The 16,111-nt window shown below is 39.6% G+C and carries 16 protein-coding genes; 6 read left to right on the forward strand and 10 right to left on the reverse strand.

Features of this window, described 5'->3' with window-relative positions; all coding sequences use genetic code 11:
• Positions 1-84: 84 nt before the first annotated feature.
• The 7 genes from NRIC_RS17575 to NRIC_RS17605 all read right to left on the reverse strand — a co-directional run bounded on the left by NRIC_RS17575 (position 85) and on the right by NRIC_RS17605 (position 5,669).
• Positions 85-927, reverse strand: a complete 843-nt coding sequence (locus NRIC_RS17575) for an aldo/keto reductase (protein WP_146624024.1) — start codon at positions 925-927, stop codon at positions 85-87.
• Positions 928-1,079: 152 nt separating this feature from the next.
• A complete protein-coding gene (locus NRIC_RS17580) occupies positions 1,080-2,108 on the reverse strand; it encodes an LLM class flavin-dependent oxidoreductase (RefSeq protein ID WP_146624025.1) in 1,029 nt (342 codons plus the stop codon).
• A gap of 146 nt (positions 2,109-2,254) precedes the next feature.
• Positions 2,255-2,734 carry a PTS sugar transporter subunit IIB gene (locus NRIC_RS17585; protein ID WP_146624026.1) on the reverse strand — a complete coding sequence of 160 codons (480 nt, stop codon included), beginning with the start codon at positions 2,732-2,734 and terminating at the stop codon, positions 2,255-2,257.
• A 17-nt stretch (positions 2,735-2,751) separates the two neighbouring features.
• Positions 2,752-3,129: a PTS sugar transporter subunit IIA gene (locus NRIC_RS17590; protein WP_146624027.1), complete on the reverse strand. Its 378-nt coding sequence runs from the start codon at positions 3,127-3,129 to the stop codon at positions 2,752-2,754.
• Position 3,130: 1 nt separating this feature from the next.
• A complete protein-coding gene (locus tag NRIC_RS17595) occupies positions 3,131-3,979 on the reverse strand; it encodes a PTS system mannose/fructose/sorbose family transporter subunit IID (protein ID WP_146624028.1) in 849 nt (282 codons plus the stop codon).
• A 2-nt stretch (positions 3,980-3,981) separates the two neighbouring features.
• Positions 3,982-4,746, reverse strand: coding sequence for a PTS mannose/fructose/sorbose/N-acetylgalactosamine transporter subunit IIC (locus NRIC_RS17600; RefSeq protein ID WP_175580147.1), 765 nt, complete (start codon positions 4,744-4,746; stop codon positions 3,982-3,984).
• A gap of 206 nt (positions 4,747-4,952) precedes the next feature.
• Positions 4,953-5,669 (reverse strand): GntR family transcriptional regulator, encoded by a 717-nt coding sequence (locus tag NRIC_RS17605; RefSeq protein ID WP_146624030.1) that lies wholly within the window; start codon positions 5,667-5,669, stop codon positions 4,953-4,955.
• Positions 5,670-5,880: 211 nt separating this feature from the next.
• On the opposite strand from NRIC_RS17605, the gene NRIC_RS17610 reads away from it, so the two are divergent.
• The 6 genes from NRIC_RS17610 to NRIC_RS17635 all read left to right on the forward strand — a co-directional run bounded on the left by NRIC_RS17610 (position 5,881) and on the right by NRIC_RS17635 (position 12,899).
• The gene (locus NRIC_RS17610) at positions 5,881-6,585 is read left to right on the forward strand and encodes an N-acetylmannosamine-6-phosphate 2-epimerase (protein WP_146624031.1); all 705 of its coding nucleotides are present in this window, start codon (positions 5,881-5,883) and stop codon (positions 6,583-6,585) included.
• Positions 6,586-6,664: 79 nt separating this feature from the next.
• Positions 6,665-7,369: a sugar isomerase domain-containing protein gene (locus tag NRIC_RS17615; RefSeq protein WP_227873852.1), complete on the forward strand. Its 705-nt coding sequence runs from the start codon at positions 6,665-6,667 to the stop codon at positions 7,367-7,369.
• 285 nt (positions 7,370-7,654) lie between these two features.
• Positions 7,655-8,323, forward strand: a complete 669-nt coding sequence (locus NRIC_RS17620; RefSeq protein WP_146624033.1) for a TetR/AcrR family transcriptional regulator — start codon at positions 7,655-7,657, stop codon at positions 8,321-8,323.
• Between the two features lie 18 nt (positions 8,324-8,341).
• The gene (locus NRIC_RS17625; protein WP_146624034.1) at positions 8,342-10,732 is read left to right on the forward strand and encodes an ABC transporter ATP-binding protein; all 2,391 of its coding nucleotides are present in this window, start codon (positions 8,342-8,344) and stop codon (positions 10,730-10,732) included.
• Between the two features lie 12 nt (positions 10,733-10,744).
• Positions 10,745-12,598, forward strand: a complete 1,854-nt coding sequence (locus tag NRIC_RS17630) for an ABC transporter ATP-binding protein (protein ID WP_146624035.1) — start codon at positions 10,745-10,747, stop codon at positions 12,596-12,598.
• A 115-nt stretch (positions 12,599-12,713) separates the two neighbouring features.
• Positions 12,714-12,899, forward strand: coding sequence for a hypothetical protein (locus tag NRIC_RS17635; RefSeq protein WP_146624036.1), 186 nt, complete (start codon positions 12,714-12,716; stop codon positions 12,897-12,899).
• 44 nt (positions 12,900-12,943) lie between these two features.
• Here NRIC_RS17635 and NRIC_RS17640 read toward each other — a convergent pair whose 3' ends face one another.
• The 3 genes from NRIC_RS17640 to NRIC_RS17650 all read right to left on the reverse strand — a co-directional run bounded on the left by NRIC_RS17640 (position 12,944) and on the right by NRIC_RS17650 (position 15,828).
• Positions 12,944-13,684 (reverse strand): response regulator transcription factor, encoded by a 741-nt coding sequence (locus NRIC_RS17640; RefSeq protein ID WP_146624037.1) that lies wholly within the window; start codon positions 13,682-13,684, stop codon positions 12,944-12,946.
• A 1-nt stretch (position 13,685) separates the two neighbouring features.
• The gene (locus tag NRIC_RS17645) at positions 13,686-15,002 is read right to left on the reverse strand and encodes a sensor histidine kinase (RefSeq protein ID WP_146624038.1); all 1,317 of its coding nucleotides are present in this window, start codon (positions 15,000-15,002) and stop codon (positions 13,686-13,688) included.
• A 532-nt stretch (positions 15,003-15,534) separates the two neighbouring features.
• Positions 15,535-15,828 (reverse strand): LytTR family DNA-binding domain-containing protein, encoded by a 294-nt coding sequence (locus NRIC_RS17650; RefSeq protein ID WP_146624039.1) that lies wholly within the window; start codon positions 15,826-15,828, stop codon positions 15,535-15,537.
• Positions 15,829-16,111 lie beyond the last annotated feature (283 nt).

Consider the following 16,111-nt stretch of genomic DNA (forward strand, 5'->3'; position numbering starts at 1 on the left):
TTATGGTAGCCAATTTTTTTCTATTAAGGACTATGACTTATGTCACAGTCTCTTGTTCTTTGCTAGCTAGTCAAGGGTCACTGATTATGTCCGACTCAGTGTACCCTTTAAAAACTCTTCATCGTTAGGATCGCCAGAACCCCGTTGATTTTTATCGATAGAAGCAATCATCGACATTTCTTCGTCGGTCAAATTGAAATCAAAGACATCGATATTTTGAGCGATGCGTTCCGCATGGACTGATTTTGGAATGACAATGATGTCTCGTTGCAAGTGCCAACGTAAAATGACCTGTGCCACCGTTTTGTCATGAGCTTCAGCAATTTTTACCAAAACAGGATCTTCCAGAACGTTGCTTTTTCCTTGTCCAAGAGGACCCCAAGCTTCATGGGCGATATCTAGGCTCTTCAAGTAGTCGTTCAATTCTTTTTGTTGGAAATACGGATGGGTTTCTACTTGATCAACAGCTGGTTTAATTTTGGCAGTTGTCAGCAATTTTTCCATATGAGGCTTTTCAAAATTAGAAACCCCGATGGATTTGATCAAGCCGTCATTGTACAAGCTTTCCATCGCACGCCATTTTTCGTTATAGCCTTCGCTAGGCCAATGGATCAAATAAAGATCCAAGTAGTCTGTTTGCAATTTTTTCAAGGATTCATGGAAAGCAGCGATTGTTTCGTCGTAGGTGGTGTTGCTGTTCCATACTTTTGAGGTAATGAATAGTTCTTCCCGTTTCACATCACTCTCAGCCAGTGCTTCGCCAAGCCATTCTTCATTATGATAGATCGTTGCTGTATCAAAATGACGATAGCCATCTTTCAATGCTTCTGCAACGGCAGATTTCAGATCGTCTGCATCTTGGACCTTGAAGACACCTAAACCTAATTGCGGAATCATTTGACCGTTGTTCAATTTCAACTGTTCCATTGCGAAAACCTCCTAATAAAATTCGTTACAACTAAAAGTATAACGCAGTACGCTCTATACTGTAACCATTTTGCTTTGAATTTAGCAGGTTGAAGGCGAAAAATACGACAAAAAAAGCTAGTCTGAGCCTCAGACTAGCTTAGTTTAGCGTTTTATTTCCAGCCCAAATCAGGGGCAATATCTTTTACAATCGTTTCAAGTAAATGAATGTTGTACTCAACACCTAATGTGTTAGGGATGGTAACAAGCACGGTATCGGCTTCTTTAATTGCTTCATCCTCCGCCAATTCTTTCACGATTTTATCAGGCTCACCGGCAAAGGTTTTACCGAAAATCGTTGGGTTTTGGTGGTAAGCCAAGAAACCAACTTGATCGTATTTCATTTCATCGTCTTGATGCCCAAACAGTCGACGATCAAGGTCGGTGGTAATAGGTTGAATCGAACGGGTAACCAATGTTCGTGGTTCAAAGTCGTGACCGGCTTCCTTCCACGCTTCTTTAAAGGCCCGCAATTGATTGGCTTGCTGAACATGGAAGGGTTCATTGGTTTCATAGTTCACCAAAGTAGAAGACTGCAAATTCATGCCATGTTGAGCAGCCCAGACAGCAGTCTGTGTCGAACCAGCGCCCCACCAAATCCGTTGACGCAATCCTTCAGAATAAGGTTCGATCCGCAATTTCCCGGGTGCTTGTGGAAACATAGGCTGTGGATTTTGTTCAGCGAAGCGTTCGCCTTCCAGCAGCTTCAAGAATTCCAGTGTCCGTTCCCGGGTAATGTCTTTGATTTCTTCTTCACTGTAGTCGTAGCCAAAGTACTTCCAGCCATCCAGCACTTGTTCCGGTGAACCACGGCCGACACCTAGTTCCACTCGTCCTTGGGTAATAATATCGGTTAAGCCAGCATTTTCTGCCATCATATAAGGATTTTCATACCGCATATCAATCAGACCAGTACCGATTTCGATTTGACTGGTTTTCGCACCAATCGCTGAAAGCAATGGGAAGGGCGAACCAATTTGATCAGCAAAATGATGCACCCGATAGTAGGCACCATCAATCCCAATCTTTTCTGCTTCAACGGCAAGATCAATCGACTGCAAATAGGCATCTTTCGCCGTGCGAACAATAGAGCCTTCAAAATCCATCCAATGACCAAAACTCAAAAAGCCGATGTTCTTCATTAGAAATGACCTCCTTCAATCTCCAGGGGAATTACTTACTTTTTATAAGTCAGGGTGATTCTACTACGTTCCTTAAAAAAAAGCGAATAATTGTTCTCGAAGAAGATTGAAGAAGTTCTTTTATGCGGAATAGCATGCTATTAAGATTAGTAGTCTACAAGCTCACTTAATTTTTTTTCTTTGTTTAATGGTGAAACTTGATAGATCAGTTGTACACCTTTATCCTCTAGTTGGCGAAATGCACGACAATCCTCAGAATCTACGTAAAGTGCAATGGCCTTTTCTTCTTTGCCTTCAGTACTATACATACCGCCGATATAAAGTACTTCTGGTACATAGCCATATACTGCGGCTTTTAAAGCATCTTGAATCGTTTTGAAAATGATAAAAGTTCGATCACCATTAAAATCCTGATCCAAGATAATTTCTGTACCAGTTTCGATTGTGAACACATCTATTTCACAACCTTGTGGGGAGGCCAATTGCATTAACATGATCTGATTAGTATCCTGAGCTGCTTCATCGTTCAAAACAAGTATCTCATCTGCCCGTAAAGCAGGAGCTAAAGAAGTTGCTACTTGTCCATGGACCATTCTACCATCTACACGATTATATATAATACCCAAAATTTTCCCTCCTTTATTTAGTCGAGATCAAAAACTTCAATTGCTTTTATTCCTGCATCCTTTGCAATAGCCAATGAAGGTAGTTCGTCATTTGATAAAGCATGCATGAAATACTCTAATAGCATTCCTAAATTCATTCCACAGACAATCTTAATTGGATATTTTTGTCTAAGTAGATAAGCCGTATTAAAAGGAGTGCCGCCTTTCAAATCACAAAATATCAGATTCATCTCCTTGTTTAATTGTTTTTCTAGTTTATTCGACAGTTGCTCCAAAGATTCATTTGCTCCAAAATCGATTGCTTGGACGCGGTTGTCTATAGGACCTAAAATCATTTTAGTAGATTTCAACAAGCTGTTAGCTAATGTACCGTGTGCCATCATAATAATATTCATGTCATACCCCCAGTAAAGACAAAACCAAAGCTAAGATAAAAATGAAAATAACGAGTTTTCCGGATGTTAATTTTTTATTGAATAAAAAGACAAGTAACATTGTAAGACCTAACGGAAGCAAACTAGGCATAATGCCATCCAGTAATTCCTGAATATTTATCTCTGCTCCTTGAATTTTTAAGACAGTAGAAATAGATAATGAGACCCATTGTGCTACTAAGCAGCCTAACACGGTGAGTCCCAAGACCGCTGCTCCCTCAGACAGTTTAGCAATGATATTACTCTCATGCATATTTGAAAGAAGAGCGGTTCCCTTGTGATAGGCGTAATGCAATGTATAATAACGAAAACCTAGATGGAAGAAGTTGAAGACTACTAAAAACAGCAAAGGGCCTAGGAAGCTTCCTTGTAAGGCAATTCCTGCACCAATTGCAGCGATAATTGGACGTATTGTTGCCCAAATCAATGAGTCACCGATTCCTGCTAGAGGTCCCATTAGTCCAACTTTCATGCTGTTAATAGATTTTTCAAATTCTTCGGAACTAGCTTTTTTGTCACACAGTGCAGCATTTTTCTCTTCTAAAGCAATGGTCACGCCTAAGATTGGATTTACCATGTATTCTGTACAGTTATACATCTCTAGATGGCGTTTAGCCGCTCGGATGTAGTCTTCTTTGTTTGAATACAATTTTTTTAGGATAGGTTGCATGGCATATAAAAAACCTAAAGATTGAAATCGCTCATAATTGATTGTAGAGTTTTCAAAAAATGAGCGGAAAAATACCTGATTCAAATCCTTTTTCGTGAGTAGCGAGTGCTTTTCTTCTTTATTTAATGGTTGATTTTCCATATTTACCTCCTTGCTCGGTTTCTACGAGGAACTTGAGCGGCATCCATCTGATATACGTACAGTAATGCTAAGGCCAAACCAATTGCAGCTGTGCTCACTAATGTCCCGCCAAATGCCGCAGCAAGGGTAAAGCCGATAATAAAGAAAGGGATCAGTCTGGGTTTGGCCATCAAACGAAACAGCATTGCAAATCCAAGTGCTGGCAACATGCCTCCTGCCATAGTCAACCAATTGTTGATCCATTCAGGCATATTATTCACAAAATCTCCAACCAAATCTGCTCCAAGCCAAATAGCGAAGAAGGCAGGAAGGAATCCTTGTAAGAAGAACAAAATCATTCCTCCATATTGAACTCGTGTTGCTTTTTCAACTTCTCCTTGTTCTAGATAGTGATCTGCCCGATGAAGGAAGCCGCTATTTAATGTCCAAATAAGCATTTGCAGCATTTGTGCAATCACAGCTACGGGAATTGCGAGAGTAACTGCCGCATCTTTATTCATACCGGATATAATACAAAGAGCCGTAGTGATAGCAGTTGCAGAGGTTGCATCTGGTGGCACCGCTGCTCCAACTGCTATCACCCCAAGATAAATCATTTCTAATGATGCGCCAATATATAATCCAGTTGCAAAATCCCCTAAGATCAAACCGATTACAGGACCTACAATAATTGGTCTGCTAGTCTGAAATTGAAAACCTCCATAGATATCCCATTCGAGAATTCCAGCTGTGATACCAACAAGCAATGCCGTTAATATATTGTTCATACTTATATCCTTTCTGTCAAAATTTCCATAGAGAAACATACAAAATCTTCAAAAAGTCAACCAAATAAATGCAAGTAGCAATAAGTTTAAAAATATTGTATATACACTTTGTATATTTTGATTATACCACGGACGAAAGGCGTGTCAACTGAATATCAAAAAAACGATCTGCAAAAGCAGACCGTTTATCGACTTAATTCAGTAAATCAACGTTTTAAGCTAATCGATACATAGGAATATTTTTCAGCGTGATACCAAGATTCAGCATATTCAAGAGCTTGCTGGTTCACGTCATATAAGATATCGAGAACTTTAAGTGAAATGCCGTGATCTTTCCCGTACAGTTGTTGAGCAATGTCACCATCAACCTCTATTGCGCTGATGACTTCTTTATTATAAGAAAATTCTTTATGATATTCTTCTTCTAAAATGCGATAAAACGAATCATGAGCTAAATCGTAGTTTTCTAATTCTGGAACTAATGATACAGGTGTATAGATTGTTTCCAATGCAAAAGGTTCATTATCCGCAAAGCGTAGTCTTTTCAAAAAAAAGCAGAATTCTCCTTCCTCCATACCCAAAGTTAAGCGGGCAAGTTCTGGCGGAATCATTTTTTTCAGCTCGATTACTTTACTACTAGGCGTCATTCCTCGCTCCTTCATAGATTCCGTAAAACTATAAATATACTGGCTGCGCTGTATAATTCGTTTATTGATAAAGACACCTTTTCCTTTTTCACGATAGAGAACGCCTTCTGCAACTAAATCATTCAAAATCTGACGTGCACTCATTCGGCTCACAGAAAAGCGTTCCATGATTTCTCTCTCAGTTGCGAATTTTTTATGGTCGGCATTTGTCATCTGATTAATTTCATCATGTAAAAGTTTAGTGATTTGGTTTGTGGTAAGTTTGCTTGATTCCAAAGAAAACACCTTCCTTTTTTATTTGTCGCTCCTATTATACCTTATGTAGCTGGAAAATGTTAGACATAAAATCAGATTTTGTATATACAATAATTACAAATTGTCATTGACAGCCATTTTTCTACGTTGTATAATCGATGTGTAAATATTGTATATACACTTTGTGGTTGGTAAAGTTATTCTCTGTAAAAAAATTGAAAGAAGAGAGACTATGGAAAAAGAGCAAATATTAAACAGATTAAACAAGTCATTAATTGTATCTGTTCAATCTTCAGATCAAAATCCGCTTTGTACTAAAGAACACATGGTTTTATTAGCGGAATGTTCTGCTGCTGCTGGCTGTACAAATTTTCGTGTGGACACACCAGAACACGTTGAAGCTATCAAAAAAGCGATTCCCGAGGCCTTAATCATAGGTATCTGGAAAGCAGATTATCCGGATAGTAATGTTTTTATTACACCAACGATGAAAGAGGTAGAGGCACTAGTTGCTTGTGGTGTGGATATCATTGCTCTAGATGGAACCCACGGACTTAATCCTGCAGGGGAAACAACTTATAAGTTAATCAAAGAGATAAAGGAACGCTATCCAAATGTAGTTCTTATGGCAGATGTCGCAACAGTTGCAGATGCCATGGAAAGCCAAAAAGCTGGAGCCGACATTGTCTCAACTACTTTGCGAGGATACACAGCAGATACAAAGGAGTTTTTGACTCAAGATTGCGATATGGATTTCATCAAGGAATTAAGAAGATCCATTTCGTGCTTCATTATAGCTGAAGGTAAAATTTGGACACGAGAAGATGCTGCGGAGGCACTTGAATCTGGTGCTGATGCTGTTGTAGTAGGCACAGCAATTAACAATCCCAAGTTGATTACCGAACGGTTTTTAACAGCAATTAACGGAATTACTTAGTAGAACTATATAATACTGAGAAAGGAAGATATTATAAAAAGCCATTGGGCGAATAATATCATACACGACAATGAATCTAATGCAGAACTATTATCACGTACTTCAAGAAAGTATGGAACACATAATTAATAAAGAACAAGAAGCGATTCAACAAGCGGCACAACTGATGAGCAAAAGTATCCAACAAGATAAGAAGGTCTATTTCTTTGGTACGGGGCATTCTTACATCATTGGACAAGAAGTCTTTGCTCGTGCAGGAGGGTATGCAGGATTTATTCCGATTTTGGAAAATGAACTAGGAATGAACCATGCCTTCAAAAGTACCATGATTGAACGAACTACCGAGTATGCGGATGTATTGATGGAGCTGTATCCTTTTGTAAAGGGCGATACAATCGTCATGACCTCCAACTCTGGTCGAAATGCTTTATTGGTTGAACTTGCTCAACGGTTAAAAGAAATGGGAGTAGGGATCATCGCTTTAACTGCTCTAGAAGCATCAAAGAACAGCACTAGTCGCCATGCAAGCGGTCTGCGACTATTCGAATTAGCGGATGTCATTTTGGACAACCGTTCTGTCTACGGCGATGCCAGCATCTCTCATACAGAGGTAGTTAAGACCGGGCCAACTTCTACCGTGATGAGCTGCTTCATTATTCAGTTAGTGGTTACTGCCTTTGTCCAGCTGGAGATTGATCGCGGGATCGAGGTGCCGGTTTTCAGAAGCAGCAACATTGACGGCGGCGATGCTTACAACGAAAAGCTATTTGACATCTATCGTTAAATAATCGATGAAAAACTGCGCAGTTAAGGTTCTAATCCTTAACTTGCGTAGTTTTTTTATTCCGCTCTAAACCCTCACCATTCATGTGAAACCCTTACCATCATTGGAGCAGCAGCTCTTTTTTTTATTTGCATTAGAAACCTTGTAAAAAAGATAAATTTTTATAAAAGTTATGAAACAAAACACTTGTATAAAAAAAGAAAGAGCGTATAATGACAAGGTGTCACATGACAGGGTGTCATTTGTCATTTAATTCAATTTTTTTTAAGTGAGGAGGGAACGATCATGCCTAAAGAAACCTTTTATCATTTGTCGGAAAAAAAGCAGCAGCGCATCATGGATGCTGCCAAAAAAGAGTTCTCGAGAGTGCCGCTAGGTGAAGCGTCCATTGCACAAATTATTAAAGATGCGGACATTCCTAGAGGCAGCTTCTATCAATACTTTGAAGACAAGGAAGATTTGTATTTCTATTATTTCCAAAGTATGCGGCGGAATTTTCAACTAGAATTGAATTCGGCGATTGAACAGGCTGATGGAAAGCTGTTTGAGGGGTTTGAGCTTTATTTTTCGAAAATGATCAAGGAGGTTTTACAAGGAACGAATGCCGCCTTTTATAAAAACCTGTTTATGAGTATGGATTATCGTTCGTTTCATAAAGTTGCTCCGCATTTCGGCAAAAGGCCTCACGGCGCATGTCCTCCAGATCAGCAGCACAAAGAAAATCTTCAGGAATTTTACGATCTAGTGGATCTATCCCTATTGGAGGTAGCCAATCAGCAGGAGTTGAAGCTTTTGGTTAGAATGCTGATGCATACGGTGTTCTCGACAATTGCCGAGGGCTATAAGCAAATGAAGGAGAAGGATGACTATTCGATTGAAGAAGTCATGGCAGAATTTAAGCTGAAACTAAATTGGTTAAAATACGGCGCCACCAAAAAGCCGGCAAACGAATAGACAAGGAAGGGATTAAACGTGAAACTATTTAAATATTTACGCAAATACTGGTATGCCATCCTCGCGGCGCTGATTCTGCTAGTGGTTCAGGCCCACAGTGATTTGACATTGCCAAGTATTACATCCGACATCGTGGATGTAGGGATTCAACAGGGGGGCTTAGAGTCTGCTACCCCAGAAAGCATTCGTGAATCCACCCTCTCAGCGCTGGAGCTATTTATGACCGGCGAGGAAAAAGACACGATTAAAGAAAACTACAAAAAAACGACAGAAAAAGTGGACGGCAAAGACGTTGCTGTTTATGAGCTGCATTTAAAAGATGGTATGACCAAAGAAAAGCTGGCTAAGATTTTTGAACTGCCAATGTTCATGTTGGCCACGTCTCAATCAAAAGAGTCCAAGGATGGACAGGCAGCCAAAGAAATTTTAGAGGACTACAAACAGTTAGGTGCCGAGGGCAAGCAAGCCCAAGAATTAGGCAAAGAAGCGCAAGAGTTAGCGCAGGAAGCCCAAGCAGCTGGAGCCGCAGCCCAAACCGCCGCAGCCTCTGGTGATGCAGCAACTGCTCAAGCCAAAGGTGCTGAAGCCGCCCAAAAAGGTGAAGAAGCCCAAGCCAAAGGCGAGCAAGCCAAATCAATTGGGGATTCGATCACACAAACTCAAAACGAATTGCCTGAAAAAGTCGAAGCGGCTCGTAAGGAAACCAAAGAGGGCTTAGGCGATGTCGGTCAAGATTCACTGAAGACCGTCGGCGTTCAATTGACCTTAGCAGAATACAAGGCACTTGATAAAGATACGAAACAAATTCAAATGGATTACATGATCAAACGCGGAACCGAAATGCTGATTCTGACCTTGATTTCAGCAGTAGCAGCCATTTTAGTCGGCTTGATCGCGTCGCTGGTTTCTTCTTCAGTCGGTAAAAGTCTGCGGGTGGGTCAGTTTGACAAGATCCTACAATTCTCCAATACCGAAATGGAGAAATTTTCACCAGCATCCTTGATTACGCGGAGTACCAATGATATTCAACAAATTCAAATGGGGCTGGTCATGACTATTCGACTAGTGCTATATGCACCAATCTTAGGAATCGGCGGGGTGTACCAAGTGTATAAGACCGGAACAGGAATGGGCTGGATTATTGCTCTGGCCGTCGGTTTAGTCTTGATTTTAGTGTTAACACTGTTAGGTTTTACGATGCCAAAATTCAAGAGCCTGCAAAAATTAGTTGACCGAGTGAACTTGGTCTCTCGTGAAATCATTACTGGTCTGCCAGTTATTCGGGCCTTTTCTCGAGAAAAATACGAAGAAAACCGCTTCGATGTTGCCAATACTAACTTGATGAAAACCCAAATGTTTGTGAACCGCAGCATGTCGATCATGATGCCGATTATGATGCTGTTGATGAACGGTATTTCCGTCTTGATTGTCTGGGTTGGCGGCCATAATATTGATTCCGGACAATTGCAGGTTGGGGACATGATGGCCTTCATTACTTACACCATGCAAATTGTGATGGCCTTTATGATGTTATCCATGGTTTCGATCATCTTGCCTCGGGCCAACGTTTCAGCTGGCCGTGTCGATGAAGTTTTGGAAACAGAACCTTCTATTATTGATCCAGAACAACCGCAAGACGACCATGACTTCAAGGGTCAAGTGAAATTCGAAGGTGTGACCTTCCATTATCCAGATGCAGGGGAAGATGTACTGCATCATATCAATTTCACGGCAAAACCAGGAGAAACCACTGCGTTAATCGGTTCAACTGGTTCAGGGAAATCCACTGTGGTGAATTTGATTCCACGACTTTTCGATGTCAGTGGTGGCCGAATTACCATTGATGGTGTCGACATTCGTCAAATGAGCCTGCATAAGCTGCATGACCTGATCGGTTTTGTTCCGCAAAAAGGCGTGCTGTTCTCCGGCGATATTGAATCCAATATCAAATTCGGGAACGTCGAAGGCATTTCCGATGAACAAATGAAGAAAGCCGCTAGAATTGCCCAAGCAGAAGAATTTATCGATGGCAATGAATTAGGCTACGAACGTCAAATTTCTCAAGGCGGAACCAACGTCTCGGGAGGACAAAAACAACGGTTGTCGATTGCCAGAGCCTTAGCCAAAGATCCGAAAATTTTGATCTTTGATGATTCACTATCCGCTTTGGACAACAAGACCGACATTGCTTTACGTCGTGCCCTGGCTGAAAACGTCAAAGGAATTACGCAAATCATTGTGGCTCAAAAAATTTCAACGATCCTTCATGCCGATAACATTATCGTTTTAAATGAAGGACGGATCGTGGCGCAAGGAACCCACGACGAACTAATGGAAACATCACCAGTCTATCAAGAAATCGCTTCTTCACAATTGAGTAACGCCGAATTAGGCCTAGAAGCAGAATAGGAGGGGAAGAAAATGGCAGAAGAAAACAAACAACCGCGCCGACAAGGCGGACATGGACCAATGGGCGGCCGCGGAATGGGGCCTGGCGAAAAAGCCAAAGACTTTAAAGGCACCATTAAAAAGCTCGTCTCTTATATGGCAAACTATAAGCTCCCCGTTTTATTCGTGATGATCTTTGCGGCGGCATCGACCGTCTTCAATATTTGGGGACCAAAAATCTTATCAAAAGCCATCACCGAATTGTTCAATGGCTTAATTAAGAAATATCAAGGCACCGGCGATATCAATTTCGATAAGATTGGACAGATTTTGCTCTTTATGCTGGGGCTGTATCTCGTCGCTTCCGCTTTCGGGATCATGCAGGGCTGGATCATGTCTACGATCACGCAAAAAATTACCTACCGCATGCGCAAAGAAATTTCCGAAAAAATCAACCGTATGCCAATGAACTACTTTGAAAGCCGAACAACCGGTGAAGTCCTATCTCGTATCACCAATGACGTAGATACCTTAGGACAATCACTGAACCAATCGATCACACAGCTGATAACCTCGACCTTTACGATTGTCGGAGTTATTATCATGATGTTGTCTATCTCTGTACAGATGACCGGTATATCAATTTTGATTGTACCGATTTCCTTGCTTTTGATTACAGTAGTCATTAAATTCTCACAAAAGCACTTCAAGACCCAACAAAAATACTTGGGAATGATCAACGGCCAAGTCGAAGAAACTGTCGGCGGCTACAACATTGTCCATCTTTTTAATGATGAAGAAAATGCACTAACCGAATTCAAACAACAAAATGATATTCTGTTCAAATCCGCTTGGAAATCACAATTCCTTTCTGGATTGATGCAGCCAATCATGAACTTTGTTGGGAACTTAGGCTATGTAGCCGTAGCGATTATCGGTGGGATTTTAGCCTACAATGGGACCATTACTGTCGGTGACATCCAAGCCTTTATCCAATACGTACGTAACCTGACCCAACCAATTGCCCAGCTGGCACAAGTATCCAACATGCTGCAATCCATGGCGGCTGCCGCGGAACGTGTTTTCGAATTCTTAGGTGAAGACGAAGAAGCCCAAACCGTCGAAAACCCAGTCAAAATTGACAAGGTTAATGGCGAAGTCGATTTCGAACACGTGCAATTTGGCTACACACCAGAAAAAATTATTATCAACGACTTCAGCAGCCACGTCGATCCAGGACAAACCGTTGCCATCGTTGGACCAACCGGTGCAGGTAAGACCACCATGGTAAAACTCTTGATGCGCTTTTACGATGTCAATTCAGGCGCAATCAAAATCGACGGTCACGACATCCGCGACTTCAACCGCGCAGATTTACGTGAAAATATCGGTATGGTATTACAAGATACCTGGTTGTTTAAAGGCACCATCATGGACAACCTCCGTTACGGCAGACTCGATGCCACCGACGAAGAAGTTTACGCCGCAGCCAAAGCTGCTCACGTAAACCACTTCATCGAAACCTTGCCTGGCGGCTACAACATGGAGCTAAACGAAGAATCATCTAACATCTCTCAAGGACAAAAACAACTGCTGACGATCGCTCGCGCCATCTTAGCAGACAAACCAATCCTGATCTTGGATGAAGCAACCTCTTCTGTCGATACCAGAACCGAAGTATTGATCCAACAAGCCATGAACAACTTAATGGCCGGTCGGACCTCCTTCGTTATCGCTCACCGTCTATCGACGATCAAAGATGCAGACAAGATCCTTTACATGCAAGACGGCGATATCAAGGAACAAGGAACACACGAAGAATTACTAGCCAAAGATGGTTATTACGCTGCACTGTACAACTCACAGTTTGATGAGTTGGCGGGGTAGGAAGAAGATAGGAGTTTTTAGAAGAGAAGCCAGTGAAATGACGATATGGATCGTTCTTTCATTGGCTTTTTTGTGCAATAAAAGTGTATGAAGATAAAGAGTACCTGAAGGAAGTATGCCTAAATTTATTGAAAAGCAAGACTTCGGAGAATTGACTATGTGTTTTGGAGATGGCATGGATATTACCGCAGTTGGGAATGTGATCGGCAAAATTGATTTAACACCAGCAGCAATTGCAACGGGATGGAGAACGTCAGAACGATTATTTAATGGTAAAGAAAATAAACACTTGTTTCATTAAAATGTGCAGATAGTGATGTCTATCCATCCGCCCAATTGAACAAATTATTGATTAATTTCTTTCATAAGCTGGGTAGCTGTACTTGTTTTACGTCTGGAGATCAGACAATCAATACCATCACCAAAGGAAACAATATTTTCTGTCCGATTAATGGATTCAACATTTGCCAGGTTAATGACAAAGGAACGATGACATTTGAACAGTCTTCGATCCGTTTTCTCAATCTCATCCAATGTCGCATAAAACTCAGAAATTCTATTTTTTCCAATTAAACGAACTTTATGAGAAATCTCACTGGTTTCAAAATATAAAATAGTGTGGAAAGGCACTTGAAAATGGGTCTGTTTATTTTCGAAAGCGAAAGCTTCTTCAGCAACCAACTGATTTGCAGGATTAAATAGCACAGCTAAACAGTCTTCAATCTGTTCTTGAAAAGCAGCATCCTCTTCATTTTTGTCAATAAATTCCAAAGCTGATACTTTATAACGGTAAGTCATAGGTGCAAATTCTGAATGTGTCGTTACAAAAATAATGATACCGTATGGATCCAATTTGCGAATTGCTCGTGCTGTTTCCAAGCCTTTTTTCTCTTCATTTTTTATTTCAATGTCCAGAAAATAGATATTTTTACCCTGAGTTGTTTCAACAGTCTCTAATAAAAGCCTTGGTTTGGCCGTTTTAAAAATGGATCGGGGCAGCCACTTTTTTCTTGCCAAAATATTCCGGATAAGGCGCTCTAGTTTTTGTTGTTGAAGTAGATCATCTTCTAATATAAAAATATTCATGTTAACATTCTCCTCGTATAGTGATCACTTGCCGAAATAAGTATTGATCACATTCTGTCTCTAAGGTTAGCTGCTCATATTGATTAAAAATGGATTTTAAAGTAGCCAATCCGATTCCTCGATTGCTTCCTTTAGTAGAATACCCCACTTCAAATAGCTTTTTTATGTTTACTTTCGGTTCTTCACAAGTGTTCTCAATAATAATTGTTTGTTCTGTTTGATCTTCATTGAAGAAGAAGGCGATTGTCAACGTTGGCTGTTCTGTTTGAACAGCTGCTTCAATGGCATTATCCAGCAAGATCGAAAGAATGCGTACATAGTCCAGAACATCTAAAGAAGTTTCCGTGATGGGGTCTGTGACTTCAATAGAAACATTAATTTGCTCTTGCAGTGCTTTGATAACTTTGGCAGAGACAATCCCTTTTATTGGCAGGAGTTCTAAATTATTCAACTTAGTTAGGTGAAACTTATCATCTTGTAGGTTGATTTTTTCGTTAGCTAAAATAGTTTGATAGGTCTTTTCGATGACGCCGACGTCTTGAGTATTGATACTTTCCTTTAGGCTAATCAGAACATTTTGATAGTCATGGCGAAAGCTGCGGATATCATTGTATAAATCTTCGATATGATGAACATAGGTGGTTAGATCCTTTACCTGCTCGTCTTTCAATTGTTGGATCTGTTGATTGTTCAACTCACGTATTTTAAAGCTGAGATAACTTAACAAAGCAATCACCGTACCTAAGAATATTAAAGTGAGATATCCTCTAATCGGATTAGTATCTACGTATTTTTCAAACCAGTAATTGGTATATTGAATGATGCAACATAGAGTTAAGAGGATATTAACGGTAGTGAAAAAGATTTGATTTATCAGTTCGGTATTTTTCCGCAAAAAATCAAAATTCGGCTTAAGAAATTTAAGTAATAAGAGGTTAACAACAATGGGAAATATAGGTGCAATAGCATTGATTATTAAAACCTTTAAATTTATTTCCGTTTCTAAATCGAGTATAAAAGATGAAAACATCAGGAATATATAGCCTAATAAAGAAGTAACTAATGTAGTATAGATACTATAAAACCATGACAAACTTTTATTTCCTAGTTTAAAACTTTTATAACTATGGAGATAAAAAAAGCAGAAGACAAAAATCGAACCAAAATAGCTTATTGTAGAAAATGAAATAGTATAGATCACGCAAAAAGTTGCAATATAAAATAGCGAAAACTTATTTTTGCTCATTGCTTGATAGATTGTACAGTAGGCTATTCCTTGTCCTATTGAGATTAAAAGCACTGGGATGCTTAACATCATTTGCTAGCTTTTCTTTTGAATTTTGGATTCACGGGTTCGTAAAATCCAGCAATAACGCAAATTCTATTCTCCATATAAGATCGTTCCACCAGCTTCTTTATGACTTTTGTTTTCCAATTTCTTTTAGCATTCTTCTTGATAGTATTCATAATTTTTATAGCTCCTTCTTGTTAGTTTATAAATGAATGGTGTAAGTACCATACTTTCAATAAATAGTCCTGCTAATAACAGCAAACGAATCTGCTTATCCGGCTGGATAAAAGCAAGGATTATAAAAAGAATCACAAAAAAGCGCTCTCTCTGCGGTATTTTCTTTCCGAAATACTGACTAAGGGATTCCTACAAAACTAAAAACGCTGATGATAGAGCAATTAGGTTCCGTTCACATATTTTATAATCAAAACTATAAAAAATTTTCAGACAATTCACAACGGCGATGTCGCGAACGGCATCTTTTTGCCCCTGAATGGTTATTGTGATTCATATCTTTCTTCTCCTAGTATAGACTCTTTCCATTTTTCTGTTAAGCCTGTTAGACATCGTCTTGAAAAAAACAACTTTTCATGCTGCTTTCTTTGAAAATAATTTGTTTTTTACCTTTATTTATTTCCTTGATTGCTTTCAAGTTTACTAATAAAGAACGATGACAACGATAAAGATAGGTATATGCAGATTCAAATTGACACAAGTCCCCTCTACATAAATATTCATTGTCTATTGTTATAAAACATAGCTTGTGGGTCTTATTAGGAATAGTTTTGATATAAAGAAGTTCCTCAGAGCTAATTTGAATTTGTCTTTGTTGGGTGTTGATGATGATGCTCATCCTTTTGCCCCCTTCGATTCACTTTTCTATTTATTCTTTCTTTGTATTGTTTCCTCTTATAATTGAAACCTTCAGTATTAGTTGGATAGTACTTAATTAAAATGGTAAAGCAATGACAGTTTCTATGAATTTTAGTGACTGTCTATTTGTTACAAACATAACGGGTTAATTTGTACGTAATGATCGATCCATTCATTTTATAGTCAATTAGTGTTGACACTTACTATTTTAACTAAAACTTGAAACATGATATATCGCCCGAATCCCTTATAGCTCTAGGCAC

Source organism: Enterococcus florum (assembly GCF_004309355.1).
Classification (GTDB): domain Bacteria; phylum Bacillota; class Bacilli; order Lactobacillales; family Enterococcaceae; genus Enterococcus_A; species Enterococcus_A florum.

What these genes read in the sequence shown, in the direction of transcription:
- NRIC_RS17575 (WP_146624024.1), bottom strand. Translation starts at nt 927, where the DNA reads ATGGAACAGTTGAAATTGAACAACGGTCAAATGATTCCGCAATTAGGT.
- NRIC_RS17580 (WP_146624025.1), bottom strand. Translation starts at nt 2,108, where the DNA reads ATGAAGAACATCGGCTTTTTGAGTTTTGGTCATTGGATGGATTTTGAA.
- NRIC_RS17590 (WP_146624027.1), bottom strand. Translation starts at nt 3,129, where the DNA reads ATGAATATTATTATGATGGCACACGGTACATTAGCTAACAGCTTGTTG.
- NRIC_RS17595 (WP_146624028.1), bottom strand. Translation starts at nt 3,979, where the DNA reads ATGGAAAATCAACCATTAAATAAAGAAGAAAAGCACTCGCTACTCACG.
- NRIC_RS17600 (WP_175580147.1), bottom strand. Translation starts at nt 4,746, where the DNA reads ATGAACAATATATTAACGGCATTGCTTGTTGGTATCACAGCTGGAATT.
- NRIC_RS17610 (WP_146624031.1), top strand. Translation starts at nt 5,881, where the DNA reads ATGGAAAAAGAGCAAATATTAAACAGATTAAACAAGTCATTAATTGTA.
- NRIC_RS17615 (WP_227873852.1), top strand. Translation starts at nt 6,665, where the DNA reads ATGCAGAACTATTATCACGTACTTCAAGAAAGTATGGAACACATAATT.
- NRIC_RS17620 (WP_146624033.1), top strand. Translation starts at nt 7,655, where the DNA reads ATGCCTAAAGAAACCTTTTATCATTTGTCGGAAAAAAAGCAGCAGCGC.
- NRIC_RS17630 (WP_146624035.1), top strand. Translation starts at nt 10,745, where the DNA reads ATGGCAGAAGAAAACAAACAACCGCGCCGACAAGGCGGACATGGACCA.
- NRIC_RS17635 (WP_146624036.1), top strand. Translation starts at nt 12,714, where the DNA reads ATGCCTAAATTTATTGAAAAGCAAGACTTCGGAGAATTGACTATGTGT.
- NRIC_RS17640 (WP_146624037.1), bottom strand. Translation starts at nt 13,684, where the DNA reads ATGAATATTTTTATATTAGAAGATGATCTACTTCAACAACAAAAACTA.
- NRIC_RS17645 (WP_146624038.1), bottom strand. Translation starts at nt 15,002, where the DNA reads ATGATGTTAAGCATCCCAGTGCTTTTAATCTCAATAGGACAAGGAATA.
- NRIC_RS17650 (WP_146624039.1), bottom strand. Translation starts at nt 15,828, where the DNA reads ATGAGCATCATCATCAACACCCAACAAAGACAAATTCAAATTAGCTCT.